Here is a 25,697-nt window from a genome sequence, read left to right as displayed (position 1 = left end):
TCTGTCCCGCTTGCGCGGACTATCGTTACATCGATCAATGTAACGATACCGCGTCGTGGCGCCCCGGCCGCGCCGATGGAGGCAGACATGCATGCATGGAGCGCACGCCACGTCCCGGCGCAGGGCGGCAAGGTCGCGATCGTCACAGGCGCCAATAGCGGCCTTGGCTGGCATATCGCGGAAACGCTCGCAGCCAAGGGCGCGACCGTCGTGATGGGCTGCCGCGATGCAGCGCGGGCGACGCAAGCCGCCGCCGCGATTCGCCGGTTCCATCCTGCCGCGCGCGTCGAAGTCGAGCCGCTCGACCTCGCCGATCTCGCGTCGATTCAGCGCTTCGCCGCCGATGTATCCGACCGGCACGGGCGTGTCGACATCCTCTGCAACAACGCGGCGTGATGTTCCTGCCGCTGCGCCACACGCGCGACGGCTTCGAGATGCAGTTCGGCACCAACCACCTCGGCCATTTCGCGCTGACCGGCCATCTGCTGCCCGCGCTGCGCGCCGCCCGGCGCGCGCGGGTCGTCACGATGTCGAGCGGCTTGAACCGCGGCGGCCGCATCCGCGTCGACGATCTGCGCGCCGAGCGCGGCTACAACCGTTATCTCGCGTACTGCGACAGCAAGCTCGCGAACCTCGTATTCGCGATCGAACTGCAACGCCGCTTTCAGCGCGCGGCACTCGCCGGGATCAGCGTCGCCGCGCATCCCGGCTACGCGGCGACCAATCTGCAATTCGCTGGCCCCGCGATGGACGGCTCGCCCGCGCGCGTCGCCCTGATGCGCGCGGCGAACCGTTATCTCGCGCAATCGGCCGCCCAGGGCGCTTTGCCGGCCATCCATGCGGCAACGTCGCCGGATCTGACCGGCGGCGCGTACATCGGACCGTCCGGCTGGTTCGAGGCGCGCGGGCTGCCCGCCCCCGCGAGCGTGCCGCGCGCGGCGCGCGACGTAGCCGTCGCCGCGCTGCTGTGGGAAGCGTCGGAAGCCGCCACTGGCGTACGCTTCCTGAGTTCAGGCGCATCGGCCGGACGATCGCCCGGCCAGCCGTCCGACACCGCAGCCGAGATGCGTTGAGTCGCGCGCTGCGTTGCCGTCATATTCTTCATACTTATTACACTTACAGAAATGAAAGCGCGATGAAAGGCTGAATCGGCGCCCTACTGTTACCAGTCCGGAAACAATCTATCGTCAAAATCAGCGTTTACCCTGTACGACCCGGTGACTAAGATTTAGTCAATCGCTGCAGACATGGTGTCGCAAGCGAACTCGATAAAACACCGGAGGTCATCATGAAATCGCTCGTTTCCGCAGTCGTTGCCGCTGCCGCCCTCACCGCTTCGTTCGGCGCTTTTGCACAAAGCACCGTGACGCGCGCGCAAGTCCGCAACGAACTGGTCCAGCTCGAACAAGCCGGCTACAAGCCGGGCGTGTCGAGCCCGTACTACCCGAACGACATCCAGTCGGCGGAAGCGCGCGTTCATGGCGCCGATGCCAGCGGCTACGGCGCGCAACCGGCTCCGGTCGTGCACTCGGGCGCCCCGGTGACCGCAACGTCGTCGAACGCCCGCGACTCGGTGTTCTTCGGCCAGTAAGCCGACGCGCCCCCGGCGGGCGCACCGCGCGTCGCGCGACCCACGCTGTATCCGGACGAGCCCGTCATGCGGGCTCGTCTTTTTTGTCACACGCATACCTCCGCCGCCCGGCAACGGGAGGCTTCGCCCGGACGCGATGCGTCCGGGCGCTTTTTCGCCGGCGAGGCAGGCGCAACGCAGGCGAACGAGCAGATCAACGGGCCGCGGCCGCAGGTGCCGTGCGGGACAGTACGCGCCACCGCGACAGCAATTCATCGCGATCGACGTAGCAACCCTGCAGATGCCGGCGCCCCGTCGACGGATCGAACTCGGAGCGCGCATGCAGCACGCGCCGGTTGTCGAAGGCCCACATGTCGCCCGCGCGCAGCCGTCGCTGCACGCGGAAGCGCGGCTCGCGCGCGAGCGCGAGAAACCGCCGGTACGCGCGGTAGACGGCCGCGACCGATCCGGCCGGCGCATCGAGCGGCCCGCGCAGGAAGTTCGCGACACGCACCTCGGTCACGTTGCCGCGCGCATCGAGCCCGATCACCGGCGCCGAGCAACGGTAGTCGCTGGTTGCGCTCTTGTTCCAGAACTCGAACGGCGTCGACGCAAGGTGCCCGAAATCGGCCGGGTGTTCGCGCCGCAATGCATCGGCAAGCGCGAAGCCGTCGAGGAAAATACTGTCGCCGCCGGTCGCGTCGTTAGCCAGGCAATGCAGGAACTGCACGCCCGGCTGCAACTCGCGCGTCGGCAGGTCGGTGTGCGGCGGCAGATTGAGCGACGTGTACGCATTGCTGTCCGGGCGCGGTTTCGATTCGACGTCGAACAGCACGCCGAAATTGCTTTCGCGGATCAGCCCGATACGGCGCGCGATCTCGTCGACTCTTCCGCGTTCGGCCGGCACGCCTTCGACGAGCGTCAGCCCGGTGCGCTGCAGCGCAGCGAGCCACGCGAGCAACGCATCGTCGTCACCGATCACGTCGCGCCACGCGAACACGCCGATCGCCGTCGCATCGTCGCCGGTCCATATGTGCCGTGCATGCGCCGCATGGCGCTCCGCGCGAGACGCATCGTCGTATGCGTGCGCGCGCAACCATCCGGGCGACCACGTGCTGCGATGCCCGTCGTCCCACTCGACGTGCAGTGCGCCATCGGTTTCGACATGCACGGCAACGGCGGACAGATCCTCGCGCGCATCCGCGATCTCGAACACCTGTTCGCGCGTGAGCACATGCACGCACGCGGGACACGCGCAGTTGTCGCGCAACCAGTCGAAGTGAAACGGCGATCGTCGCGCATCGCTCCACTCGACGTCCACCGCTCCATCACCGATCGTCGCCGCCGCGATGGCCGCGTCGTCGGAAAACGTCCGCCAATCCTCGATACGCTGTTGCGCTGCCTGCATCGTTGCCTCCCGGAAACGCCCGCTACGCGTGTGGTGCGAGCAGAAACCCGCCGATCATCCGGTGCATCCGCGCAGCCTGCGGGCTCGTTCCGAGCGCGCGCCAGCAGCCGTGCACCAGCCCTTCTCCAATCCAGTAACGCGCGGCCCCGCCGGCCGCGAGAATCCGTTCGACGTAGACGCGTGCGTCGTCGCGCAGCGGATCGTGTTCCGCGCCGATCGCGAGTACCGGCGGCAGCCCGTCGAAGCGCGCCGCCGCGAGCGGCACCGACGCACGCAGCAGCGGATCGTCGTGCAGCGCGGCTTCGTCCGCGTCGCCCCAGTACAGCGCGCGGTAGCGATGGACGTCGTCGAGCGTCAGCATCGGCGCATGCGCTTGCGCTTCGCGTGCCGGCGATTGCGGTTCGAAACCGAGCATCGGATATGCGACAGCGATCCCGTCGATGCCGCCTTCGCCGGCGTCGCGCAGCACAGCGGCGACGGCCGCGGCAAGATTGCCGCCCGCACTGTCGCCCGCGAGCGTCAACGGTCGCGCGCAGGCGTCGAAAGGCCAGTGCGCCGCGTCGCGCGCGGCGCGCGTGACGGCGACGCAATCATCGAGTGCGGCCGGCGCGGGATGCTCCGGCGCGAGCCGATAGTCGACCGCGATCACGGCGAGCCCCGTGTCGGCCGCCAGTTGCGCGGTGATCAGCGCGTGACTGTTGAGCGAACCGACGACGAAGCCGCCGCCATGAAAGAACAGCACAGTGCCGCGCGGCGCGGCGTGTGCACGCGCGTAGCGCCGCAGCGCGATCGCGCGCCCGTCCGGTGCGTGCCACACCGCGTCGTGCTGCATGACGCCGGCGGGGAGTTGCGCGGGCGTCCAAGCGGCCGCGAATCGGTCGTAGAGGCGACGCTGCTCGCCGGGCGAAAGTGCCGCCGCGCCGGCCGGGTATGCGGCGTCGACGGCCGCGACGAACGCCGCGATTTCCGGTTCGAGCATCGTGGCGCTCCGCGATCGAGAGTTGAACGTTCGACGTCGAACGGCGCCGCGCTACCGGCGCGGCGGCAATCCGATCACGCGTCCCGCATACGCGGGCGCCGCGCAATCGCGCTGCAATGCGTGCAGCGCGGCGACGCGCGCGGCGACGTCTTCATCGAACGGTGCAGATTTCGCGCCGTCGCGCGTGTCGACGTGCAGCAGCATCTGCTCGCTCGCCGACACCGCGTCGTCATGCCCGGTTGCGAACAATTCGAGGTACAGATGCATGCGCTTCGCGTCGTGCGCGAATACCCGCGCATCGACGCGCACGCGCGTGCCTTCCTTGATCTCCTGCAGATAGTTCACGTGCGCTTCGAGCGTGTAGACCGATCGGCCCCGCGCGCGACGCGTGGCGTCGTCGAGACCGATGCGATCCAGCAGCGCATCGGTCGCGAAACTGAAGATCAGCAGATAAAACGCGTCGCGCAGGTGGCCGTTGTAGTCGACCCATTCGGGCCGGACCACGTCGCGGTAGATCGTCAGCGGGGTGTCGCCGGTCATGTTCGTTCAGTCCTCGAATCGCATTCCGTGCCGCGCCTTCACTGCGGCGATCGCTTTGAGCACTTCGGTGATGCACTCGTCGCGATAGCGCTCGAGCTCCTTGATGCTGCGCGTGCCCTGCTGCTCGCTCGTGCCTTCGACGACGCTGTCGATCAGTGCGTCGGTCAGCTTCGGCGCGACCAGCTTCGTCCATGGCAGCTCGAGCGCGGGCCCGAACTGCTGCATGAAGTGTCGCATGCCTGCGTCGCCGCCGGCGAGCGTATAGGTCAGGAACGTGCCCATGAACGACCAGCGGATGCCCGCGCCGAACCGGATCGCGTCGTCGATCTCGCCGGTCGTCGCGACGCCTTCGTTGACGAGATGCAGCGCCTCGCGCCACAACGCTTCGAGCAGGCGGTCGGCGATGAAGCCCGGCACTTCCTTGCGCACGTGCAGCGGCCGCATGCCGAGCTTGCGATAGATGTCCATCGCGGCTTCGACCGCTTCCGGCGACGTGCGCGCGCCGCCGAGCACCTCGACGAGCGGCAGCAGGTAGACCGGATTGAACGGGTGACCGACCAAGCAACGCTCGGGATGCGTCGCGCGCGCATAGAAATCGGTCGGCAGCAATCCCGACGTCGACGACGCGATGATCGCGTCCGGCTTCGCTGCGCGGCTGATTTGCTCGTGCAGTTCGAGCTTCAGCGCCTCGCGCTCGGGCGCGCTTTCCTGGATGAAATCCGCGTCGGCGACGCACGCTTCGATCGTCGCTTCGAAGCGCAATCGCGCGGGATCGGCGCCGGGTGCGAGGCCGACGCGCTCCAGCGCGGGCCACGCATTCGCGACGTTCGCGCGCAGCCGCGCTTCGGCGCCGGGCGCAGGATCCCATACGACCACGTCGAGACCGTGCGCGAGCGCACGGCAAATCCATCCGCTGCCGATGACGCCAGTGCCGATTGCGGCGAACGTCTTGATGTCGGTCTTCACAGCCATGTCAACGCATCCTTCAAATCGAGGGGAATCGGATCGCGGCCACGCACGTGCGCGCCGCGATCATGAATCGGAACCGGTCGCCGGCACTCACGCGAATTCGGCTACCGCACGGCGCTCGAGCAGACGCTCGCCGCGCGCAGGCAGACCGAGCTTGCGACGTCCTTCGGCCGGCGTCAGCACGCGGCCGCCGAGCCGTTCGATGATTTCCCGCGCACGCTCGACGAGCGTGCCGTTGGTCGCATGCACGCCGCGATCGAGCCAGATGTTGTCCTCGAGACCGACGCGCACGTGACCGCCGAGCAGCATCGCCTGCGCGACCATCGGCATCTGCATGCGGCCTATTCCGAAGCCGGCCCAGTGCGCGCCCGGCGGCAGGTTGTCGACCATCGCCTTCATCGTGCCGGTGTCTGCGGGCGCCCCCCACGGAATGCCCAGACACAGCTGGAACAGCGGCGGATCGTCGAGCAGTCCTTCCTTCAGCAGTTGCTTCGCAAACCAGAGATGGCCCGTATCGAAGATTTCCAGTTCGGGCTTCACGCCGAGTTCCTGGATGCGCTTCGCGCCGGCACGCAGTTGCGCGGGCGTCGACACGTAGATGTAATCGCCGTCGCCGAAATTGAGCGTGCCGCAATCGAGCGTGCAGATTTCCGGCAGCAGCTCCTCGACGTGCGCAAGACGCGTGAGCCCGCCCACGAGATCGGTGCCCTTGCCGAAGCGCATCGGGTCCTCGCCCGGGCCGATTTCCAGATCGCCGCCCATGCCGGCCGTCAGATTGATGATCACGTCGACGTCGGCCGAGCGAATGCGATCGACCACTTCGCGGTACAGGTTCGGATCGCGGCTGCCACGGCCCGTCTGCGGATCGCGCACGTGGCAGTGCGCGACCGTCGCGCCGGCCTTCGCCGCTTCGATCGCCGCAGCGGCGATTTCCTTCGGCGTAACCGGAATCGCCGGGTGCTTGCCGACCGTATCGCCCGCGCCGGTGACCGCACAGGTGATGATGACTTCGTTGTTCATGCTGAAAGCCCTCGCTTGATTCGTGCTTGATTCGTGCGTGATTCGCTCTCGAAGCGATTCATATCGCCCGATTTCCGTCGTACTGCAGATCATTATTGGGCGCGACGCATGCTGCCGCCGCGCGCCGGCCGTTACAGGCCGAGATAGGCCTTCACCGCGGGCAGTCCGTCCTTGCCGTCGAACGTCTTGACGCCGGCGAGCCACGCGTCGAGCACCTGCGGATTCTTCTTCAGGTATGCCTTCGCTGCGTCGCCGGGTTTCGTCTTGTTCATCACCGACTGCATCAGCTGGTTTTCGAGCTGCGTCGAGAAGCGCAGGTTCGTCACGAGCTTGCCCGCGTTCGGGCAGCGCGAGATGAAGTCGGGCGCCGTCAGCGTGTACACGCGCGCCTCGCCGTAGTTCGGCCCGAACGCCGCGTCGCCGCCCGACAAATAGTTCATGCTGATCTGAATGTTCATCGGATGCGGCTCCCAGCCGAGGAACACCACCCATTTCTTCTCGCGGATCGCACGCTCGACGGTCACGAGCATTCCCGCCTCGCTGGACTCGACCAGCTTGAAGCCGCCGAGCCCGTACTGGTTCGTGTCGATCATCTTCTGGATCGTCGCGTTCGCGCTGCTGCCCGGCTCGATCCCGTAAATCTTGCCGTCGAGCTCCGCGCGATGCTTCGCAATGTCGTCGAAGGTCTTCAGGCCCGCCTGGTATGCGTAGCTCGGCACCGCGAGCGTCGCCTTCGCCCCCGACAGGTTCGGCGGCTCGACGACGTTGATCGACTTGCTGTCAAGGAACGGCTGCAGTTGCTTCTGCTGCACCGGCCACCAGTAGCCGAGCGACACGTCGAGCTGCTTGCTCTTCAGACCGGCAAACGAAATCGGCACCGACGCGATCGTCGTCGTCGGCTTGTAGCCGAGCCCTTCGAATACCGTCGACGCGAGCGCCGTCGTCGACGTGATGTCGGTCCAGCCGATGTCGGCGAAACGCACGTTGCGGCAGGTCGCGGGATCCGTTTCGGCCTGCGCCGCGGTCGTGAATGCGCCGGTCGCCAGCACGGCCGCGACGAACGCGGCGATCTTTGTCGACTTCATGGTTTCTCCCCTTCGGTTGGACCGATGTCCTGACGGGTCCGCGGAGTGCGTCCCGGGCTGCATCGTGGGAGTAAAAGTAACGAGCCATATTGGCCGCAAGACGACCGCCGGCGACCTTTTCTTGACTATTTGCGACTATGAGTGGAAACCACTATACGCGGGCAGCGGCTTGCGCGGCGGGGATTCCCGGGGGATTTTGGCCGAAACGGGTTTGCCCGGATGCGGCGTCGCAAATATCGGGCGAGCGTGCACTTCGTTGGCGCCATCCATGCGGGTGCGACGCCGCCGCCGGCCGCGCGCATTCGGCCCGGGTTGCGAGGCGTCATCGCGGCGCTTCGACGTACGTTTCGCGGCAGATCTCGCGCAGCGCGTGGACCAGCAGATCGCGCGCCGGCGCATGCGGTTCGGCGGCGCGCGTAAACAGCGCAATCGGCGGCAGCGTCCACACCAGCGAATAAGGGACGATCGCGACGCCGGCGATACGCACCATTTCTTCCGCGATATCGGCGGGCACGATCGACACCGCATCGTCGCTCGACGCGATCATTTCGCCGATCAGCTTCGACGAGTAGCTCTCGACGATCGGCACCGGCGGCGCGATGCCGGCCGACAGGAACAGGTCGGTCACCTGCTCGCGCATCGGCGTATGCGGCGCGCCGAGAATCCAGTCGAGCGCATGCAGCTTCTCCCAGTCGAGCCTCGTGCGCGCCAGTTTCGCCGCGAGGCGGCGGCTCGCGATCATCCGCGGCTGCTGCTGGTACAGCACTTCGAACGACACCTGCCCGAGATCGACCGCCGACGACGCGCGCCCGATTACCAGATCGACGCTGTGGTCCCTCAACTGCAGCAGCAGCTGGTCGCTCGTGCCTTCGTGGATCGTCACGGTCAGACGCCGCTCCATCCGCGATTGCAACCGCTTCAGCGCCGCCGACAGCATCTGCCCCGAAATAAACGGAATCACACCGATATGCAGATGCGCCGCATGGCCGGCCGCGACCGCCTCCATCTCGCGGGCGAGATGGTCGAGGTCCTTCAGCATGGCCCTGGCCCGTTCGAGCACGACCGAGCCGAGCGCGGTCGGCCGCATCCCGCGCGACGAGCGCTCGAACAGCGGCGTGCCGAACATGCTCTCCAGCTCCGCCAGCGCGTTCGTCACGGCCGGCTGGCTGCTGGCCATGTGCTCGGCGACGCGCGTCAGCGACCCGTGCTGCTGGATCTGCAGCAGCAGCATCAGGTGCCGCATCTTCAGGCGCGCGCCAAGGCGCCTCACCACGTCGTTCGCGTCGAAAGTCATTGCCGGACGGCCATGCCATCATGAAAAAGTGATGGGCCGATATTAAAACAGAATCATCTAGTTATGGCGGATCCCTAGAATCACCTCCATGGATCGCGTCGGGACTGGCCTGGCGCGCACGCCCGGACCGACAACCATGAAACAGACAGAGACACAGCAGCAGGCCGCGTTCGACTACCACGAGTTTCCGACCCCGGGGAAGATCTCCGTCGTCGCCAGCAAGCCGCTCGTCACGCAGCGCGATCTCGCGCTCGCGTACACGCCGGGCGTCGCGAGCGTCTGCGAGTCGATCGCCGCCGAGCCGCTGAACGCGCACCGCTTCACGAGCCGCGGAAATCTGGTGGGCGTCATCACCAACGGCACCGCGGTGCTGGGTCTGGGCAACATCGGCGCGCTCGCGTCGAAGCCGGTCATGGAAGGCAAGGCCGTGCTGTTCAAGAAGTTCGCCGGCATCGACGTGTTCGACATCGAGATCAACGAGACGGACCCGGACAAGCTCGTCGACATCATCGCCGGCCTCGAGCCCACGTTCGGCGGCATCAACCTCGAAGACATCAAGGCGCCGGAATGCTTCACCGTCGAGCGCAAGCTGCGCGAGCGCATGAAGATTCCCGTGTTCCACGACGACCAGCACGGCACGGCGATTACCGTCGCGGCCGCGTTCATCAACGGACTGAAGGTGGTCGGCAAGTCGATCAAGGAAGTGAAGGTCGTCACGTCGGGCGCAGGCGCCGCCGCGCTCGCGTGCCTGGACCTGCTGGTCGACCTGGGGCTGCCGGTCGCGAACATCTGGGCGACGGACATCGAAGGCGTCGTCTATCGCGGCCGTACCGCGTTGATGGACCCGGCCAAGGAGCGCTTCGCACAGGAAACCGATGCGCGTACGCTGGCCGAAGTGATCGGCGGCGCCGACGTGTTTCTCGGCCTGTCGGTCGGCGGCATTCTGAAACCGGAGATGCTGAAGGCGATGGCCGCGCGGCCGCTGATTCTCGCGCTCGCGAACCCGACGCCGGAGATCTTTCCCGAGCTCGCCCATGCGACGCGCGACGACGTCGTGATCGCGACCGGCCGCTCGGATTTCCCGAACCAGGTCAACAACGTGCTGTGCTTCCCGTACATCTTCCGCGGCGCGCTGGACGTGGGTGCCACGACGATCACGCGCGAAATGGAAATCGCCGCGGTTCACGCGATCGCCGGGCTCGCGCAGGAAGAGCAGAACGACATCGTCGCGGCCGCGTACGGCGGCGACGAAGTGTCGTTCGGTCCGCAATACCTGATTCCGAAGCCGTTCGATCCGCGCCTGATCGTGCGCATCGCGCCGGCCGTCGCGAAGGCGGCGATCGAAGGCGGCGTGGCGACGCGCCCGCTCGCGGATCTCGACGCGTATGTCGAGCAGCTGCAGCAGTTCGTCTACCACTCCGGCGCGTTCATGAAGCCGCTGTTCGCGACCGCGCGCCAGCTCGTGCGCGACGGCGGCAACGCACGCATCGTGTTCACCGAAGGCGAGGACGAGCGCGTGCTGCGCGCGGTGCAGGTAATCGTCGACGAGAAGCTTGCGCGTCCGATCCTGGTGGGCCGTCCGGAGGTGTTGCTCGCGCGGATCGAGCGGTTCGGCCTGCGGCTGCGTCTCGGTCAGGACGTCGAGGTGACGAACCCGGAATACGACGAGCGCTTCCCGCAATACTGGACCACCTATTGGGAACTGCGTTGCCGCGACGGAATTTCGAAGGAGATGGCGCGCGTCGAAATGCGGCGGCGCCTGACGCTGATCGGCGCGATGATGGTGCGGCTCGGCGACGCGGACGGGATGATCTGCGGCACGGTTGGCGAGTATCACAATCATCTGCGCTTCGTCGATGAAGTGATCGGCAGGAAGCCCGATGCATCGACCTACGCGGCGATGAATATCCTGCTGCTGAATCAGCGGACGGTCGCGCTCGTGGATACGCACGTCAACGACAATCCGGATGCCGAGCAGATCGCGGAGTTCACGATCGCGGCCGCGCGGCAGATGGAATGGCTGAACCTGACGCCGAAGGCGGCGCTGCTGTCGCGGTCGAACTTCGGATCGGGCAGCGCGGCGTCGGGCCCGAAAATGCGCAAGGCGCTGGAAATCATTCGTGCGCATGCGCCGGATCTCGAAGCAGATGGCGAGATGCATGGCGACTGTGCGCTCGATGAAGCGCTGCGCGCGCGACTGCTGCCGATGTCGCCGCTGAAGGGCGCGGCGAACCTGCTCGTGTGCCCGAACGTCGATGCGGGGAACATCGCTTACAACCTGCTGAAGACGGAAGCCGGCAGCAACGTCGCGGTCGGGCCGTTCCTGCTGGGGGTCAATGCGCCGGTGAACATCCTCACATCGAGCGCGACCGTGCGGCGGATCGTGAACATGACCGCGTTGACGGTGATCGAGGCGAATCGGAACGCGGCCGGCTGAGTGCGCGCGATGTGACCCCCCGGGCCGGCGGGCCGCGGCCGGCCCTGTACTCACAGGCCGATATCTGATCGGTCGGTCAACGTCAGATTGGGCCACGGACGATCGACCGCGCGCCTTCAATGTTCGGGAGCGGCCCGTCTTGGTCGTCCGGCGCCAGTGCCTGTCGACGGGCCGCTTTCGAAGCACGGCAGCGGCCCGCCGGACGAATTGCGAAAGGCAGCAGGCTAAACGGCCCCCACCGATGCAACGTCTTGTTGCCGGCGCAGAAACTCCAGCACCATCCGGTTGAAGCGCTCCGCGTGCTCCCATTGCGCCCAGTGCCCACAGCGCCCGAACACATGCAGATCTGCGTTCGGCATGCCCCAAACAAGGCGCAGGCCGACGTCCATCGGCACGAAACGGTCGTCGCGCCCCCAAATCACGAGCGCGGGCGCCTTGATCTCGTTCAGCCGGTGACCGTAGTCCGGAAATTGCTTCGGATTGGCCGCCAGACTCTTCACGAAGTTCTCGAGATGATCGCGCCGCGCCAGCATATTCTCGAGCCGCGTCTGCATCAGCTCTTCCGTCATCGTGCTCGCATCGTAGACGAAGACATTCAGCATTTTCTTCAGGTTCTCGAGCGTCGGGTCGCGATACAGCGCTTGCAGCAGCTTGATGCCCTCGGTCGGCATCGGCACAAACTGGCTCGGACCGCCCGTGCCGCCGCCCATCAGCACCAGCTTGCCGACACGCTCGGGATACGCCAGCGCGAAGGCCACCGCGCTATGCCCGCCCATCGAGTTGCCGACGAGATGCGCGCGCTCGATGCCAAGCGTATCCAGCACGCCCTTCAGCACGCGCGCGTTGAGGTCGGAGCGCGAGCCGGTGCAGACGATCGAATCGCTCTTGCCCCAGCCGGGACAGTCGACGAGGATTACGCGATAACCCGCGTTCGCGAACGCGTCCACATTGCGATGAAAGTTCGCCCAGCCAGTCGCGCCCGGACCCGAGCCGTGCAGCAGAACGAGCGTTTCCTTGCCCGCACCGGTGTCGTTGTAGTGCACGCGCAGTTCCACGCCACCTTCCGCCACGTTCACGTACTTGCTGGTCGCGGCTTCGCGATGAGTCACAGTGTCAGTCATGTCGATATCCTTCGTCAGATCGATTCGGTTCCAAACGTGCGCGAGCCGTCGGCCGACTCGCACGGAAACTTCCTGACCACCGCGAGCGCGCCGAGCGCCGCGATCACGATGATCGGAATGCTGGAGATCACGAGCACCGAGCCGCTCTGGCCGAGTGCAAACAATTGCCCGGCGATCAACGGGCCTACCATCGAGCCAACGCGGCCGACGGCCACCGCCGCGCCGACGCCCGTGCCGCGAAACTGCGTCGGATACGTTGCACCGGCGAGCGCGTACAGCACCGACTGCGCGCCGACGAGAAACAGGCCGGCCAGCAGGCCGCCGAATCCCATCGACATGCTGCCGTTCGCACTGGCGAGCGCAAGCAACGCAGTCGCGATGCCCGTATACATGCCGACCACCACCATCCGCTTGCCGATGCGATCCATCAGCCCCGCGATCACGATCGCGCCGATGCCGCCGCCGATGTTGAACATCATCTGCACGATGCTCGCCTGTACCGGCGTAAGGCCGCGCGAGAGGACCATCGACGGCAGCCAGTTCATCAGGAAGTACAGCACGATCAGCGTTCCCAGATAGCTAATCCACAACGCGATGGTCGTCGCCGCGCGCCCGTTGCTGAAGAGTGCGTGCACGATGCCGCCCTTCGGATCGCGGGTCGCGTGTTGGCTTGCCGCGACGAAATGCGTCGACTCCTTTATGAACAGCGCCAGCAGCGGCAGGGTCAGCAGCGGCCCGACCCCGCCGACATAGAAGATGTGCCGCCAGGCCTCGACGCTCGGGCTGACGATGCCGATTACCGCCGCGAGCGCCGCTCCGAATGGCATGCCGCAGTACATCGCACCGACCGCCGTGCTGCGTTGTCCGGGCGCGGCAGCCTCCGCACACAGCGCGATCAGGTTCGGCATCGCAGCGCCGAGACCGAGCCCCGTCAGCAGGCGCGCGACCAGCAGGCTGTGCAGATCCCACACCTGGGTCGTTGCAATCGAAAATATCCCGAACAGCGCGACCGCCATCATCAGCACGCGTTTGCGGCCGATGCGATCCGCGAGCCTGCCGCCGATCGCCGCGCCCGGCAACAAACCGAGCGCGCCGATGCCGAACGCCCAGCCGAGCTGCGCGGCAGCGAGGTGGAACTCGCGAGCCATGCGCGGTGCGGCGATGCCGGTGGATTGCAGATCGAGCCCTTCGAGGAGCGCGACTGCGAAGCACAGGCCGATGGTGATGGCGCCGCCGCTGCGCGACGGGGAAGCCGTTGACGTTTTCATTGATGTCTCCAGGTTGAACGATGCGGCGCTCTTCATGGCGCGTGGCATAGCGAAAGGTTCACGCGTGGGCTGCGCGCTTCTTCAGATCCAGTGCGACATCGACGATCATGTCTTCCTGACCGCCCACCATGCGCCGCTTGCCCAGTTCGACGAGAATGTCGACGGCCTTCAGCCCGTACTTCTTCGCCGCGATTTCGGAATGCCGCAGGAAGCTCGAATACACGCCCGCATAGCCGAGCGCGAGCGTTTCGCGGTCCACGCGCACCGGTCGGTCCTGCAACGGGCGGACGATATCGTCGGCCGCGTCGAGCAACCGATAGAGATCCGTGCCGTGATGCCAGCCAAGGCGCTCGGCCGCCGCGATGAACACTTCGAGCGGTGCGTTGCCCGCTCCCGCGCCCATGCCCGCCAGGCTCGCATCGACACGGTCGCAGCCTTCTTCGACCGCGACGATCGAGTTGGCCACGCCGAGGCTCAGGTTGTGATGGGCATGCATGCCCGTGTGGGTCTCGGGGCGAAGCACGGCCTTGAGCGCCCTGAAGCGCGCCCGAATGTCGTGCATGTTCATCGCGCCGCCGGAATCGACCACGTACACGCAGGTCGCACCGTAGCTTTCCATCTTCTTCGCCTCGATCGCGAGCTGGTCGGGCGTGGTCATGTGACTCATCATCAGGAAGCCGACCGTATCCATGCCGAGGCTGCGCGCATATTCGACGTGCTGCTTCGAAATGTCCGCTTCCGTGCAATGGGTCGCGACACGTACGACTCGCGCGCCTGCGTCGTACGCAGCCTTCAGGTCGTGAATCGTGCCGATGCCGGGCAGCAGCAGCGTCGCGATTTTCGCGTGCTTCACCACATCGGCTACCGCCTCGATCCATTCCAGATCGCTGTGCGCGCCGAAGCCATAGTTGAAGCTCGAGCCCTGCAAGCCGTCGCCGTGCGCGACCTCGATGCTGTCGACCTTCGCGTCGTCCAGCGCGCGTGCAATGTCCTGCACGTTTTCAATCGAATACTGATGACGGATCGCGTGCATGCCGTCGCGCAGCGTCACATCGGAGATGTAGAGTTTCTTGTCCATGATCGAGTGCTCCCTGCTTCAGGCGTTCACAAGCGACGCGGCCATGCGCTCGGCCGTTGCCAGCGCGGCCGACGTCATGATGTCGAGATTGCCGGCGTAGGCCGGCAGATAATGCGCCGCGCCTTCCACTTCGATGAAGATCGAGGTCTTGAGTCCGCTGAAATGGCCGAGTCCCGGAATGTGCAACGGCGCAGCGGACGGGATGTCGTCGAACTGCACGGATTGCTTCAGGCGATAGCCGGGCACATAGGCCTGAACCGCAGCGGCCATTTGATTTATCGACGTTTCGATCAGCGTCCGGTCTGCCGCTTCGGAGAGCACATAGACCGTGTCGCGCATCATGAGCGGCGGCTCGGCCGGATTGAGCACGATGATCGCCTTTCCCTTGCCGGCGCCGCCCACCGCCTCAATCGCCTTCGACGTCGTCTCCGTGAACTCGTCGATGTTGGCGCGCGTACCGGGGCCGGCAGACTTGCTGCTGATCGATGCGACGATCTCCGCGTAATGCACCGTTGCGACCCGCGACACGGCGGCGACCATCGGGATCGTCGCCTGTCCGCCGCACGTGACCATGTTCACGTTCGGCGCATCGAGATGCGCGTCGAGATTCACCACCGGCACGCAGTACGGGCCGATGGCGGCGGGCGTCAGGTCGATCACGCGAATGCCGGGCTTGAGCGTGCGCAGGAACGCGTCATTCTTCACATGTGCGCCGGCGGACGTCGCATCGAACACGAAGTCGATCTCGTCGAACACGGGCAGGCGCGCCAGCCCTTCCACGCCTTCGTGCGTCGTTGCCACGCCAAGCCGCGCGGCGCGCGCGAGGCCGTCCGAGGCGGGATCGATGCCGACCATTGCCGCGACTTCGAGATGCTTGCTGCGGCGCATGATCTTGATCATGAGGTCGGTGCCGATGTTGCCTGATCCGATGATCGCGGCTTTGCACTTGCTGATGTCTGTTGCCATGGAAATGTCTCCGTCCGTCATTCGCTGAAACTGGCGCGCACACTGCCGAGGCCGTCGATGTGCGCCGTATAAGTGCCGGCCGCCTTCACCGCGACCATGGGCCCAAGCGCGCCCGTCAGCACGATGTCGCCCGCACGCAGCGGCGTGCCGAGTCGAACCATCCGATCCGCGAGCCATGCAGCCGCATTCAGCGGATTGCCGAGGCACGCGCCGCCATTGCCACGTGAAAGGACTTCGCCGTCCTGCGTGAGCGTCATTGCGCAAGCGCTCACATCGATATCGCGCAGCGGGACGGGCCTGCTGCCGAGCACGAACAGCGCGCTCGACGCGTTGTCCGCGACGGTGTCGAAAAACCGGATGTCCCAGTCGCGGATGCGACTGTCGACGACCTCGATCGCCGCCACCGCATAGGCGGTCGCGGAGATCAGATCCGCGAAGGTGTGCTTTTCGGCGGTCAGGTCGCGTTCGAGCACGAGTGCAATTTCCGCTTCGACCTTCGGCTGAATCAATGAAGCGAGCGGCATCGGTTGACTGTCGCCGTAGGCCATTGACGCGAACAACGCGCCGAAGTCCGGCTGATCGACGCCAAGTTGCTTCTGCACCGCGGGCGAAGTCAGGCCGATCTTCCTGCCGACGACACGCTCTCCGTTCGCCGCGCGTAGGTCGTTGTTGATCTGCTGGATCGCGTAGGCGAGTGTCGCGTCGCCTGCAGGACACGTCTCGCGCAGCGGCGCGATCGTGCGACGCGACGCCTGCGCGTCACGCAGGCGCGCGGCCAGCGAAAAAATGTTGCTGTCGTCCGACATGGTTCTATCTCCTGGAAAGAGTCCGTTCCCGCGCGTGCATCGCGCCGAAGCCCGCGATCCATTCCGGAATCGCACGGTAGTAATCGATCGATGCGTCGTAAGCGCCGCTCGCCGCAAGCGCCCCGAATGCGGCGACCCACGTGCGGATTTCGTGCGCGGACTTGCCTGCGTCGCGCGTGATCGCTTCGTTCGTGAGGCCGTCGGCGGCGGTGAGTTCGCCGCGTTCGAGCAATTCGAGAAACGCACGGTCCCATGCGGGATTGAGCGGATGCAGCCTGCTGTCACCCGCAGCGAACGCCTTGGCCGCGGCGACGGTGCGGGCTTGCCGCGCATCGCGCGACGCCGGCGACGGGTTGCGTCCCGCAATCAACCGCTCCGCGACGACATCGTCCGCGCCCGCAATTTCCGGCACCGGCGGCTCGTGCGACATGCCGCCCGAGCCGATCAGCAATACGCGCCGGTTCATGCGCGCGACGGCACGACCGATCGCATCGCCGAGCAGCCGCGCGCGGCGGCACGACGCCATCGGCGGCGCAACCGAGTTGATGAAAACGGGTACCACTGGATAGCGGTCGATGCCGCCCGCGAGTACCTCGAGCGCCTGCGCGCAGCCGTGATCGACCTGCATGCGATACGAAACGGCGACGTCGATATCGCTCGCGAGTGCGGCATCGGCGAGCGCGAGCGCCGCATCGCGCGCAACGGGCAACGGGCCGGCCGCGCTGCCGAAATCGCCGATTGCCGTCGCGCTCACGCCGATGCAGAACTGCGGCATCACGTCGTAGAAAAATCCGTTGTAGTGGTCCGGCGCGAACACGATCACCAACTCCGGATCGAACGCATCGACCCGCTCGCGCGCCGCGCGCTGCACGCGTTCGACTTCCGCGACGACTTCCGGCCTGGGGTCGAAATACCCGTGCAACGGCGTGTGCGACATGCATTCAAGATGAATCGGCATCTCAGGCCCCTACCAGGTCGGCAGCATGCGCGAACGTCGCGCCGCCGGGCGTCGCGCCGGCTGCCATGGCAAGCGACAGCCGTTGCGCAAGCTGCAACACGCAACCCGATACACGTTGCGGCGAGCACATGCCGGCCACGAAGCGGTCGGGCCGCAGCAGCACGACGGATTCCGGCACACGCGCGAACCAGTCGCGCAGGCGCGAGTCGACATCGCCAATCGCGATCACGTCGTCAGGCACGTCCTCATGGAAGGCAAGCTGCGGGTCGGGCTTCGCAATCACGAAGCAGCCGCCTAGCGCGCGCCAGATGCGGCGCGCCTCGGGAGTCAAGCCGAACGTCGGGTCGGCGCCCCACCCCACGATCGCGAAGCGGTTGCCGATCGCGTCGTCGAGCCGGACGATGCGGCCATCCGCGAGACGCACGCGCGGCTGGATGAACATGCGGCCCACGGGCGTGCCCGCCTGCGCATCGCGGCCGTGCACGATCCGGCCGACCAGCGATTCGCGCTTCTCGCTCATCAGACCGACGAGGCGCCCGAACGCGCCATGCCCCCGCTTCGCGATCATGCGTGCGAGCACGCCGTCGGACCGCTCGCGCGGCGCCAGAAGCACGACGCCCTCCTCATAGCGCGGCATCGGCTTGAAACGCATTTCGATGAAGTAGCGTTTCATGGAAGGCAGCACGTCGAAACAGCGCACGAACGCGTCGCGCACTTTCGATCCGAAGAAACTCGTCGGCGCGAAGATGTCGCCCGCGACTTCCGACAGGTGGATCATCGAACGCGCGTGCGCGCGCCGCTCCGTCGTGTAGGTATCGAGCAGAGAATCGCGCGCCGTGCCTTTCACGACCATCGCGAGCTTCCAGCCGAGATTGCTCGCGTCGCGAATGCCGCTGTTATAGCCCTGCCCCTGCCAAACGGGCATGATGTGCGCGGCGTCCCCGGCGAGCAGGATGCGTTTCACCCGGAAGGTGCTCGCGAGCCGCGCGTTGTGCGTATAGACGCGCCGGCGAATGTAGTCGACCTTGTCGGGATCGTCGACAACCCCGCGCACCAACGCCGCCATGTTCTCCGGCTTCGACAGCTCCTCCTCCGTCTCGCCCGGCATCACCATGAATTCGAAGCGCCGGATCCCGTGCGGCAGCGCCGCAGAGACGTACGGACGCCGCGCGTCGCAATGCAGATAAACATGCGGAGAGCCAATCGGGTCGTTGCGCACATCGATCACGATCCATTGATTCGGCTTCGTGCGGCCTTCGAACGGCACGCCGAGCGTGCGGCGCACAAAACTGTTGCCGCCGTCCGCGCCGACCATGTACGCGGCGCGGATCGTTGTCTTCGCACCGTGCGCGTCGGTCGCTTCTATGGTCACGCCGCCCTCGTCCTGTGCAAAGCTGTCGACGCTGTGACCAAGCAGCGTTGACACATTCTCGAAACGCTCGAGGCCGCTGTACAGGATCTGATCGGCGAGCGGCTGGATGAAGGCATTGCGGCGCGGCCAGCCGAACTCGTCGGTGCGCGGCTCGATCGACGCGAAGCATTTCCCTTTCAGCGTGAAGCGCATCCAGTGATTCGGCGTGGTGTGCGGCAGCAGCGCGTCGACAAGGCCGACCGACTGGAACACGCGCAGCGCTTCGTCGTCGAGGCCGATGGCGCGCGGATAGTCGATGATCTGCGCGAGCTTCTCGATAACGACGACGCGCACGCCCTGCAGGCCGAGAATGTTCGCGATCATCAGGCCGACCGGGCCCGCGCCGATGATGGCGACATCTGCGTCGATCGAACGATGTGTCGTTTCTTGAGGATGAGCGCGGCCGTTGCCGGCCGCCGGTTCAAAGGCGGGGCGCATGCTTGTCTCCTGAATGTCTTGTCCGATGTGCCGAACCGGCGAAGCGCGTGGCTCTCGATCGTTCAGCTTGCGAACGCAGTTTATGGGGCGCGAAAAACACCCTCAACAAAATCTCCGGAATGTGCATAGAATGCACATTGTTGATTCCAAAGGGTATTTTTACGTGACGACCTACACGAACGTGCGCGGTCTGGCGCGCGGCCTCCAGGTGCTGAGGGCGCTGAATGCGATGGAAAACGGCCGGGCGACGAGTCAGCAAATCGCCGATCTGACCGGCCTGCATCGCACTACGGTGCGCCGCCTGCTCGAAACGTTGATGGAGGAAGGATTCGTGCGCCGCAGTACATCGGACGACAGCTTCCGCCTGACGCTCGCGGTGCGTTCATTGAGCGAGGGCTTCACCGATACCGAGCGCATCGCGACCGTGGCGCCGCCGATCATGGGGCAGTTGCTGCAGCGCGTCGCGTGGCCATCCGATCTGACCACGCCCGATGGCGACGCGATGATCATCCGCGAGACGACGCATCGCTTCAGCCGTTTGTCGTTTCATCGCGCAATGGTCGGGCGGCGTTTGCCGATGTTGCTGACGGCCGCGGGTCGCGCGTACTTCGCGATGTGCCCCGATGAGGAGCGCGAGGATATTCTGGAACTGTTGCGCTCCGGTGCAGGGGGTGAAGAGCAACAGGCGTTCGCGAGAAACGATGCGCTCGTGCGCAAGCTGATCCGGCGCGTGCGCGACGATGGCTTCGGATCGAATCACGGCGACTGGACCGCGCAGGCGAAAATCGGCGCGGTGGCGGTCGCGATCAGCGCGGACGAACGCGTGATCGCCAGTCTCAATGTCGTGTTCCTGTCACGCGCGGTAAGTCTTGCAGATGCCACTCGCCGCTATGTGCCCGAGCTGCAAAAAGCAGCATCGGACATTGCCGAAGCATTGAGGCAGGAACCGGCCACGCGTCCTCGCGCATCAATGTAGGCAGCCTGACCGGCTGAATCACGCGAACGGGAGGTGAATCGTCACGCGAATGACGATGTGCCCGGCCATCCCGGACGGCCGAGAGTGGCCAAGCGGCGTCAGCCAATCCGCCGCCGGTCTGATCCAGTCCAACCCGTCACGTGTCGGCTGCACTGACAAGCACTGGCAACCGGCGCGTATCCGCTTCGCGTCGCGCCTCTGCGCTCATCGGCCGCCGCTCCATCGCGGCGACCTCCGGGAACCGCGGCGCATGTGTGAGATGGATCGAACCGGTGTCGTCACGTCATGCGCCGCGCACCCGCACAGCGGGGCGACCCGCTACAGCACGCGCTCGAGCGCGCTAGCGAACCGCGCAACCGCCGCGTCGACGTCGTGCAGCTTGTCGAGACCGAATAGGCCGATCCGGAACGTCTTGAAATCCGCTGGCTCATCGCATTGCAGCGGCACGCCCGCCGCGATCTGCATGCCGACATCGGCGAATTTCTTGCCGGACCGGATATCGTCGTCATCGGTATAGCAAACGACGACACCCGGCGCCTCGAAACCTTCGGCCGCGACACTGCGGAACCCCTTCTCCGCGAGCAGCGCGCGAATCCGCGTGCCCAGTTCGAGCTGTTCCGCCCTCACCTTGTCGAAGCCGTACGCTTCCGTTTCCTTGATCACGTCGCGCAGCGTCGCGAGGCTGTCGGTCGGCATTGTCGCGTGATACGCGAACCCGCCGTTCTCGTACGCTTCCATGATCTGCACCCACTTGCGCAGATCGCACGCAAAGCTCGTGCTGGTCGTCGCATCGATTCGCTCGCGTGCCAGCGGACTCATCATTACCAGCGCGCAGCCGGGCGACGCGCTCCAGCCCTTTTGCGGCGCACTGATCAGCACGTCGACGCCGCTCGCCTCCATGTCGACCCAGATCGTGCCGGATGCGATGCAATCGAGCACGAACATGCCGCCGACCGCATGCACGGCGTCGGCCACCGCACGCAAATACGCATCGGGCAACATCATCCCCGACGCGGTTTCGACGTGCGGCGCAAACACGAGATCCGGCTTGTGCTCGCGAATCGCCGCGACGACTTCGTCGATCGGCGCCGGCGCAAACGCGGCCTGCCTGCCCGCTTCGACCGGACGCGCCTTCAACACGATCGATTCGGACGGAATGCCGCCCATGTCGAAAATCTGCGACCAGCGGAAGCTGAACCAGCCGTTGCGGATGACGACGCACTTCCGGTTCGTCGCGAACTGCCGCGCCACGGCCTCCATGCCGAACGTCCCGCTGCCGGGGACGATTGCAACCGCTTTCGCGTTGTAGACATGCTTCAGCGCAGCGGAGATGTCGCGCATCACGTGCTGGAAACGCTGCGACATGTGATTGATCGACCGGTCGGTGTACACGACCGAGTATTCGAGAAGCCCGTCGCGGTCGACATCGGGAAGTAATCCTGGCACGTTCGCCTCCAGTAAAGGACATGGGATGAGCGCGAGCGGCATTCGTGCGTTCGGCACCGCTGCGCCAATGCATTTCGGCGTATTGCTTCGACGACGACCGATTCTAGCGAATGCGACCTTCGGCCGGGAATTTCGGTGTATCGCACGGCTTGCGGCATCGCCCCTCACTTCGGCCATCGCCAGGACGGAGCGGACAGGTGCTCGGCGAAATAGTCGGACAGCGCGGCGACCTTCGCCGGACGTGCACGCGCGGACGGCGTGACGAAGTAGAGGCCGCCCTTCGTCAGCGACCAGTCGGTCAGGATCGCTTCGAGGCGGCCGTCGGCCAGATATTCGCCCGCAATGAACTCCGGCAGTTCGCCGATCGCGAGGCCATCGAGCAACGTCGGCAGCAGTGCATCGGCGTTCGTCACACGCAGCGGGCCATTCGGCATGACCGGCTCTTCGTCGCCGGCGTCGTTCGTGAAGCGCCACACGTCGCTATGCGCGCGATACGCATACGAAAGGCAACGCCGCCCCGCGAGGTCGCGCGGATGCGCGGGGCGCCCTTCGCGCTTCAGATACGCGGGGGACGCAACCACGTATTGCGTCACGGCGCACAAGCGCCGGGCGACCAGCGACGAATCCGGCAGCGCGGCGATCCGCAATGCCGCATCGAAACCATCGGCGATCAGATCGACCGCCGCATCCGACAGGTGCAGGTCGATCGACACTTCCGGATAGGCGCGAAAGAAACCCGGCAGCAGCGGCGCGACCCACCGCAATCCGAACGACATCGGCACGGCGAAACGCACGAGCCCGCGCGGCTGTACGGCCAGCTCGCGTGCGGCGCTCTCGGCCTCTTCGGCATGGCGATACATGTCGCCGGCCTTTTCGCTGAGGGTTCTGCCGAATTCGGTCAGCGCGAGCTGACGCGACGTCCGGTTGAAGAGCCGCCCGCCCAGACGGTCTTCCAGCCGCGCGACGCCGCGCGAAACCGTCGCGACCGACACGCCCATCAAGCGCGCCGCGGCCGCGAACGATCCCTCCTCGGCAACCTTCGCGAACATCGCGAGCCCTTCGAAGTCTGGCAGTCTCGCCATTGCGGATCATCCTTGCAATTTTGCAACGTTGGTTTGCGATCAATTCTATTTCGAAAAGAAAGGGCCGTCGATATTCTCCTTACATCGCAGCACGCAACACGAACCCTTCGTCAACGTACCGAACCAAAGGAGAAGCAACATGGCACGCAAGCTCGACAACAAGATCGCACTCGTCACCGGCGGCACCAGCGGGATCGGCCTCGCCACCGCCCGGCGCTTCGCGGCGGAAGGCGCACACGTCTACGTGACCGGCCGGCGTCAGGCCGAACTCGATGCCGCCGTGCAGGCGATCCGCGACAGCGGCGGCAGCGCAACTGGCGTGCGCATCGACTCCACGCAGCTCGCCGAACTGGATGCGCTGTACGCGCAGATCAACGAAGAACGCGGCCGGCTCGACGTGCTGTTCGCGAACGCCGGCGGCGGCTCGATGTTGCCGTTCGGCAGCATCACCGAAGAGCATTTCGACGATACGTTCAATCGCAACGTGAAGGGCGTGCTGTTCACCGTGCAAAAGGCGCTGCCGCTGCTCGCCGACGGCGCATCGGTCATCCTCACCGGCTCGACGGCCGGCAGTGCGGGGACCGCCGCATTCAGCGTGTATTCGGCGTCGAAGGCCGCCGTGCGCGCGTTCGCACGCAACTGGATTCTCGACCTCAAGGAACGCCGCATCCGTGTGAACACGATCAGCCCGGGTGCGACGCGTACGCCGGGCCTGCTCGACCTCGCCGGTCAGGACGCCGCGCAACGGCAAGGGCTGGCCGATTACCTGGCCTCGCTGATTCCGATGGGCCGTCTCGGCGAACCGGAAGAGATTGCCGCAGCCGCGCTGTTCCTCGCGTCGGACGATGCGAGCTTCGTGAACGGGATCGAGCTGTTCGTCGATGGCGGCCAGCAACAGATCTGAATGATGCGCGACGCGCGCCGGAGGCAACGCCGGCGCGCCGATGCGCAACATCGTGAAACCGGCCTTGCCCTGCGGCGACACGGGAACATAATCTTTAACGATACCGGCGGACATGGCGACCGTTTCCGCCGGGTTCCCTGACGTCCTGCGATGAACATCAAAAGCCGTGCCCGCCCGCACACGGCCCGACCGACCCGCCAGCCCGATGCCGGCCCGCTGCGGTGGATCAACGGACTCGCCGCGGTGCGCACCTATCGCTTGGCGTGGTTGCCGCACGACTTGCTGGCCGGCGTCACGCTGAGCGCCGTGCTCGTGCCCGCCGGCATGGCGTACGCGAACGCAGCCGGCCTGCCCGCCGTCAGTGGCCTCTATGCGTCGTTTGCCGCGATGCTTGCGTATGCGCTCTTCGGTCCGAGCCGTATCCTCGTGCTCGGCCCCGACTCCGCGCTCGTCGCGCTGATCGCCGCCAGCATCACGCCGCTCGCTCGCGGCGACGCCGCGCATGCGCTAGCCCTTGCCGGCGCACTAGCGGTACTGACGGGCTCCATCTGCATCGCGGTCGGCGCGCTCAGGCTCGGCTTCGTCACCGAGCTGCTGTCGCTGCCGATTCGGTACGGTTTTCTGAACGGCATCATGCTGACGATCAGCATCGGGCAGTTGCCCAAGCTTCTCGGGTACAAGGGTGGCGGCGAATCGTTCATCGAGCAGGTGCGCGCCGTGGTCGATGGCATCGCGGCATCGAACGTGAACGCAACGTCATTCGCACTCGGTGGCGCGTCGCTCGTGCTGATACTCGCATGCAAACGGCTCTGCCCCAGGGTGCCGGGCGTGCTGCTCGCCGTGGCGGGCGCGACGGCTGCGGTGATGTGGTTCGACCTGGCGACGCGCGCGGGTGTCGCGACCGTCGGCGCGGTCCCGCAAGGTCTGCCTGTGCCGCGGATACCGGACGTGAGCGTCGACGACTGGCTGCATCTCGCGGGAAGCGCGGCGGCGATCGCGCTCGTTTCGTTCACGGATATCAGCGTGCTGTCCCGTGCCTACGAATTGCGCAACGACGCAAGCGTGGACCGCAATCACGAATGCGTCGCGCTCGGGCTGGCGAACCTCGCAGCCGGTTTGGTGCAAGGGTTCGCCGTGAGCGCCAGCGGCTCCCGCACGCCCGTTGCGGAAGCAGCAGGCGCAAAGACGCAGGCGACGGGCGTGGTCGCCGCCGCCGTCGTTGCCGCGCTGCTGCTGTTCGCGCCGCGTGCGCTGGCGCACACGCCGCAATCCGTGCTGGCCGCCGTCGTGATCGCCGCATGCGTGAACATGATCGAAGTGCGCGGCGTCGTGCGGCTTTACCGGCTGCGCAAAAGCGAGTTCGTGCAGGCCTTGGCGTGCTTCGTCGGCGTGGCGACCGTCGGGGTCGTGAACGGTATTGCCCTGGCATTACTGCTCACCGTGCTGTCGTTTCTATGGCGTGCATGGCGGCCGTACGCAGCCGTGCTCGGGCGCGTCGACGGCAGGAAGGGTTATCACGACGTGTCGCGTCATCCGGACGCGCGTCGCGTGCCCGGGCTCGTACTGCTGCGCTGGGATGCGCCGCTGTTTTTCGCGAACGGGGAAATTTTCCGGGAACGCGTGTTGCGTGCGGTCGACGCGTCGCCGGAGCCGGCACGCTGGATCGTCATCGCAGCGGAGCCCGTGACCGACATCGATCTGACGGCCGCCGACGTACTCGAACGGCTGCATCGCGAACTTGCGGCGCGGCAGGTGAAGCTCGTGTTCGCCGAGCTGAAAGGCCCGGTCAAGGACAGTCTGAAGCGTTACGGGATGTACAGCATGTTCGGCGACGACAACTTCTTTCCGACGATCGGCGAAGCGGTAGGCCGGTATGTGGAAATACATCGAATCGACTGGCACGACTGGGAAGACGCCCGCGGACCGGGCGCAGGCCGATAG

The 25,697-nt window shown here is 66.0% G+C and carries 21 protein-coding genes and 1 pseudogene; 6 read left to right on the top strand and 16 right to left on the bottom strand.

The window, feature by feature from the left end:
• The first annotated feature begins 87 nt into the window (after positions 1-87).
• Positions 88-1,073 (top strand): annotated as a pseudogene (locus KDW55_RS14045) (oxidoreductase).
• Between the two features lie 215 nt (positions 1,074-1,288).
• Entirely contained in the window at positions 1,289-1,591 is a 303-nt protein-coding gene (locus tag KDW55_RS14040) for a DUF4148 domain-containing protein (RefSeq protein ID WP_040141280.1), read from the top strand.
• Between the two features lie 193 nt (positions 1,592-1,784).
• Here KDW55_RS14040 and KDW55_RS14035 read toward each other — a convergent pair whose 3' ends face one another.
• The 7 genes from KDW55_RS14035 to KDW55_RS14005 form a co-directional block, all read right to left on the bottom strand.
• Complete coding sequence (locus tag KDW55_RS14035; protein WP_212160376.1) at positions 1,785-2,978, bottom strand: TauD/TfdA family dioxygenase; 1,194 nt, start codon at positions 2,976-2,978, stop codon at positions 1,785-1,787.
• A 22-nt stretch (positions 2,979-3,000) separates the two neighbouring features.
• The gene (locus KDW55_RS14030; RefSeq protein ID WP_212160377.1) at positions 3,001-3,957 is read right to left on the bottom strand and encodes an alpha/beta hydrolase; all 957 of its coding nucleotides are present in this window, start codon (positions 3,955-3,957) and stop codon (positions 3,001-3,003) included.
• Positions 3,958-4,008: 51 nt separating this feature from the next.
• Complete coding sequence (locus KDW55_RS14025; RefSeq protein ID WP_069243271.1) at positions 4,009-4,497, bottom strand: thioesterase family protein; 489 nt, start codon at positions 4,495-4,497, stop codon at positions 4,009-4,011.
• 6 nt (positions 4,498-4,503) lie between these two features.
• Positions 4,504-5,469, bottom strand: a complete 966-nt coding sequence (locus KDW55_RS14020) for an L-carnitine dehydrogenase (protein WP_069243272.1) — start codon at positions 5,467-5,469, stop codon at positions 4,504-4,506.
• An 87-nt stretch (positions 5,470-5,556) separates the two neighbouring features.
• Positions 5,557-6,486 (bottom strand): 3-keto-5-aminohexanoate cleavage protein, encoded by a 930-nt coding sequence (locus KDW55_RS14015; RefSeq protein WP_040140762.1) that lies wholly within the window; start codon positions 6,484-6,486, stop codon positions 5,557-5,559.
• 131 nt (positions 6,487-6,617) lie between these two features.
• On the bottom strand, positions 6,618-7,571 hold the full coding sequence (locus KDW55_RS14010) for a choline ABC transporter substrate-binding protein (protein WP_040140764.1): 954 nt from the start codon (positions 7,569-7,571) through the stop codon (positions 6,618-6,620).
• A gap of 322 nt (positions 7,572-7,893) precedes the next feature.
• On the bottom strand, positions 7,894-8,865 hold the full coding sequence (locus tag KDW55_RS14005; RefSeq protein ID WP_069243274.1) for a LysR substrate-binding domain-containing protein: 972 nt from the start codon (positions 8,863-8,865) through the stop codon (positions 7,894-7,896).
• A 136-nt stretch (positions 8,866-9,001) separates the two neighbouring features.
• On the opposite strand from KDW55_RS14005, the gene KDW55_RS14000 reads away from it, so the two are divergent.
• On the top strand, positions 9,002-11,302 hold the full coding sequence (locus tag KDW55_RS14000; RefSeq protein WP_040141282.1) for an NADP-dependent malic enzyme: 2,301 nt from the start codon (positions 9,002-9,004) through the stop codon (positions 11,300-11,302).
• Positions 11,303-11,526: 224 nt separating this feature from the next.
• Here KDW55_RS14000 and KDW55_RS13995 read toward each other — a convergent pair whose 3' ends face one another.
• Genes KDW55_RS13995 through KDW55_RS13965 form a run of 7 tightly spaced genes read right to left on the bottom strand, consistent with a single transcriptional unit; the run spans position 11,527 to position 19,348 of the window.
• Positions 11,527-12,423, bottom strand: a complete 897-nt coding sequence (locus tag KDW55_RS13995; RefSeq protein ID WP_212160379.1) for an alpha/beta fold hydrolase — start codon at positions 12,421-12,423, stop codon at positions 11,527-11,529.
• Between the two features lie 14 nt (positions 12,424-12,437).
• Positions 12,438-13,691: a 3-(3-hydroxy-phenyl)propionate transporter MhpT gene (mhpT, locus tag KDW55_RS13990; protein ID WP_212160380.1), complete on the bottom strand. Its 1,254-nt coding sequence runs from the start codon at positions 13,689-13,691 to the stop codon at positions 12,438-12,440.
• Positions 13,692-13,749: 58 nt separating this feature from the next.
• Positions 13,750-14,772, bottom strand: coding sequence for a 4-hydroxy-2-oxovalerate aldolase (gene dmpG / locus KDW55_RS13985; protein ID WP_349252601.1), 1,023 nt, complete (start codon positions 14,770-14,772; stop codon positions 13,750-13,752).
• A 15-nt stretch (positions 14,773-14,787) separates the two neighbouring features.
• A complete protein-coding gene (locus KDW55_RS13980; RefSeq protein ID WP_040140772.1) occupies positions 14,788-15,735 on the bottom strand; it encodes an acetaldehyde dehydrogenase (acetylating) in 948 nt (315 codons plus the stop codon).
• A gap of 17 nt (positions 15,736-15,752) precedes the next feature.
• Complete coding sequence (mhpD, locus tag KDW55_RS13975; protein ID WP_040140774.1) at positions 15,753-16,541, bottom strand: 2-keto-4-pentenoate hydratase; 789 nt, start codon at positions 16,539-16,541, stop codon at positions 15,753-15,755.
• 4 nt (positions 16,542-16,545) lie between these two features.
• Positions 16,546-17,499: a 3-carboxyethylcatechol 2,3-dioxygenase gene (locus tag KDW55_RS13970; RefSeq protein WP_069243277.1), complete on the bottom strand. Its 954-nt coding sequence runs from the start codon at positions 17,497-17,499 to the stop codon at positions 16,546-16,548.
• A 1-nt stretch (position 17,500) separates the two neighbouring features.
• Positions 17,501-19,348: a bifunctional 3-(3-hydroxy-phenyl)propionate/3-hydroxycinnamic acid hydroxylase gene (locus tag KDW55_RS13965; RefSeq protein ID WP_069243278.1), complete on the bottom strand. Its 1,848-nt coding sequence runs from the start codon at positions 19,346-19,348 to the stop codon at positions 17,501-17,503.
• Positions 19,349-19,511: 163 nt separating this feature from the next.
• Here KDW55_RS13965 and KDW55_RS13960 point away from each other — a divergent pair, with 163 nt between their 5' ends.
• Positions 19,512-20,324 (top strand): DNA-binding transcriptional regulator, encoded by an 813-nt coding sequence (locus KDW55_RS13960; RefSeq protein WP_212148546.1) that lies wholly within the window; start codon positions 19,512-19,514, stop codon positions 20,322-20,324.
• A gap of 318 nt (positions 20,325-20,642) precedes the next feature.
• Here the strand turns inward: KDW55_RS13960 and KDW55_RS13955 are convergent, their stop codons facing one another.
• Both KDW55_RS13955 and KDW55_RS13950 read right to left on the bottom strand, forming a co-directional pair.
• On the bottom strand, positions 20,643-21,770 hold the full coding sequence (locus tag KDW55_RS13955; protein ID WP_212160382.1) for an aminotransferase class V-fold PLP-dependent enzyme: 1,128 nt from the start codon (positions 21,768-21,770) through the stop codon (positions 20,643-20,645).
• A 164-nt stretch (positions 21,771-21,934) separates the two neighbouring features.
• On the bottom strand, positions 21,935-22,852 hold the full coding sequence (locus KDW55_RS13950; RefSeq protein ID WP_040140784.1) for a LysR family transcriptional regulator: 918 nt from the start codon (positions 22,850-22,852) through the stop codon (positions 21,935-21,937).
• A gap of 139 nt (positions 22,853-22,991) precedes the next feature.
• Here KDW55_RS13950 and KDW55_RS13945 point away from each other — a divergent pair, with 139 nt between their 5' ends.
• Together KDW55_RS13945 and KDW55_RS13940 are read left to right on the top strand one after the other, a co-directional pair.
• Positions 22,992-23,756, top strand: a complete 765-nt coding sequence (locus KDW55_RS13945; RefSeq protein WP_069243280.1) for an SDR family oxidoreductase — start codon at positions 22,992-22,994, stop codon at positions 23,754-23,756.
• Between the two features lie 150 nt (positions 23,757-23,906).
• Entirely contained in the window at positions 23,907-25,697 is a 1,791-nt protein-coding gene (locus tag KDW55_RS13940; protein ID WP_212160383.1) for a SulP family inorganic anion transporter, read from the top strand.

The organism is Burkholderia sp. AU19243 (genome assembly GCF_018148075.1).
GTDB classification, from domain to species: Bacteria; Pseudomonadota; Gammaproteobacteria; order Burkholderiales; family Burkholderiaceae; genus Burkholderia; species Burkholderia latens_A.
The sequence above is the reverse complement of the archived record's forward strand: the minus strand, read 5'-3'. Positions and strand labels throughout refer to the sequence as shown.

Bases quoted from the DNA above. Each gene is read 5' to 3' on its own strand.
- KDW55_RS14040 (WP_040141280.1), top strand. From the start codon at position 1,289: ATGAAATCGCTCGTTTCCGCAGTCGTTGCCGCTGCCGCCCTCACCGCT.
- KDW55_RS14035 (WP_212160376.1), bottom strand. From the start codon at position 2,978: ATGCAGGCAGCGCAACAGCGTATCGAGGATTGGCGGACGTTTTCCGAC.
- KDW55_RS14030 (WP_212160377.1), bottom strand. From the start codon at position 3,957: ATGCTCGAACCGGAAATCGCGGCGTTCGTCGCGGCCGTCGACGCCGCA.
- KDW55_RS14025 (WP_069243271.1), bottom strand. From the start codon at position 4,497: ATGACCGGCGACACCCCGCTGACGATCTACCGCGACGTGGTCCGGCCC.
- KDW55_RS14020 (WP_069243272.1), bottom strand. From the start codon at position 5,469: ATGGCTGTGAAGACCGACATCAAGACGTTCGCCGCAATCGGCACTGGC.
- KDW55_RS14015 (WP_040140762.1), bottom strand. From the start codon at position 6,486: ATGAACAACGAAGTCATCATCACCTGTGCGGTCACCGGCGCGGGCGAT.
- KDW55_RS14010 (WP_040140764.1), bottom strand. From the start codon at position 7,571: ATGAAGTCGACAAAGATCGCCGCGTTCGTCGCGGCCGTGCTGGCGACC.
- KDW55_RS14005 (WP_069243274.1), bottom strand. From the start codon at position 8,865: ATGACTTTCGACGCGAACGACGTGGTGAGGCGCCTTGGCGCGCGCCTG.
- KDW55_RS14000 (WP_040141282.1), top strand. From the start codon at position 9,002: ATGAAACAGACAGAGACACAGCAGCAGGCCGCGTTCGACTACCACGAG.
- KDW55_RS13995 (WP_212160379.1), bottom strand. From the start codon at position 12,423: ATGACTGACACTGTGACTCATCGCGAAGCCGCGACCAGCAAGTACGTG.
- mhpT (WP_212160380.1), bottom strand. From the start codon at position 13,691: ATGAAAACGTCAACGGCTTCCCCGTCGCGCAGCGGCGGCGCCATCACC.
- KDW55_RS13980 (WP_040140772.1), bottom strand. From the start codon at position 15,735: ATGGCAACAGACATCAGCAAGTGCAAAGCCGCGATCATCGGATCAGGC.
- mhpD (WP_040140774.1), bottom strand. From the start codon at position 16,541: ATGTCGGACGACAGCAACATTTTTTCGCTGGCCGCGCGCCTGCGTGAC.
- KDW55_RS13970 (WP_069243277.1), bottom strand. From the start codon at position 17,499: ATGCCGATTCATCTTGAATGCATGTCGCACACGCCGTTGCACGGGTAT.
- KDW55_RS13965 (WP_069243278.1), bottom strand. From the start codon at position 19,348: ATGCGCCCCGCCTTTGAACCGGCGGCCGGCAACGGCCGCGCTCATCCT.
- KDW55_RS13950 (WP_040140784.1), bottom strand. From the start codon at position 22,852: ATGGCGAGACTGCCAGACTTCGAAGGGCTCGCGATGTTCGCGAAGGTT.
- KDW55_RS13945 (WP_069243280.1), top strand. From the start codon at position 22,992: ATGGCACGCAAGCTCGACAACAAGATCGCACTCGTCACCGGCGGCACC.
- KDW55_RS13940 (WP_212160383.1), top strand. From the start codon at position 23,907: ATGAACATCAAAAGCCGTGCCCGCCCGCACACGGCCCGACCGACCCGC.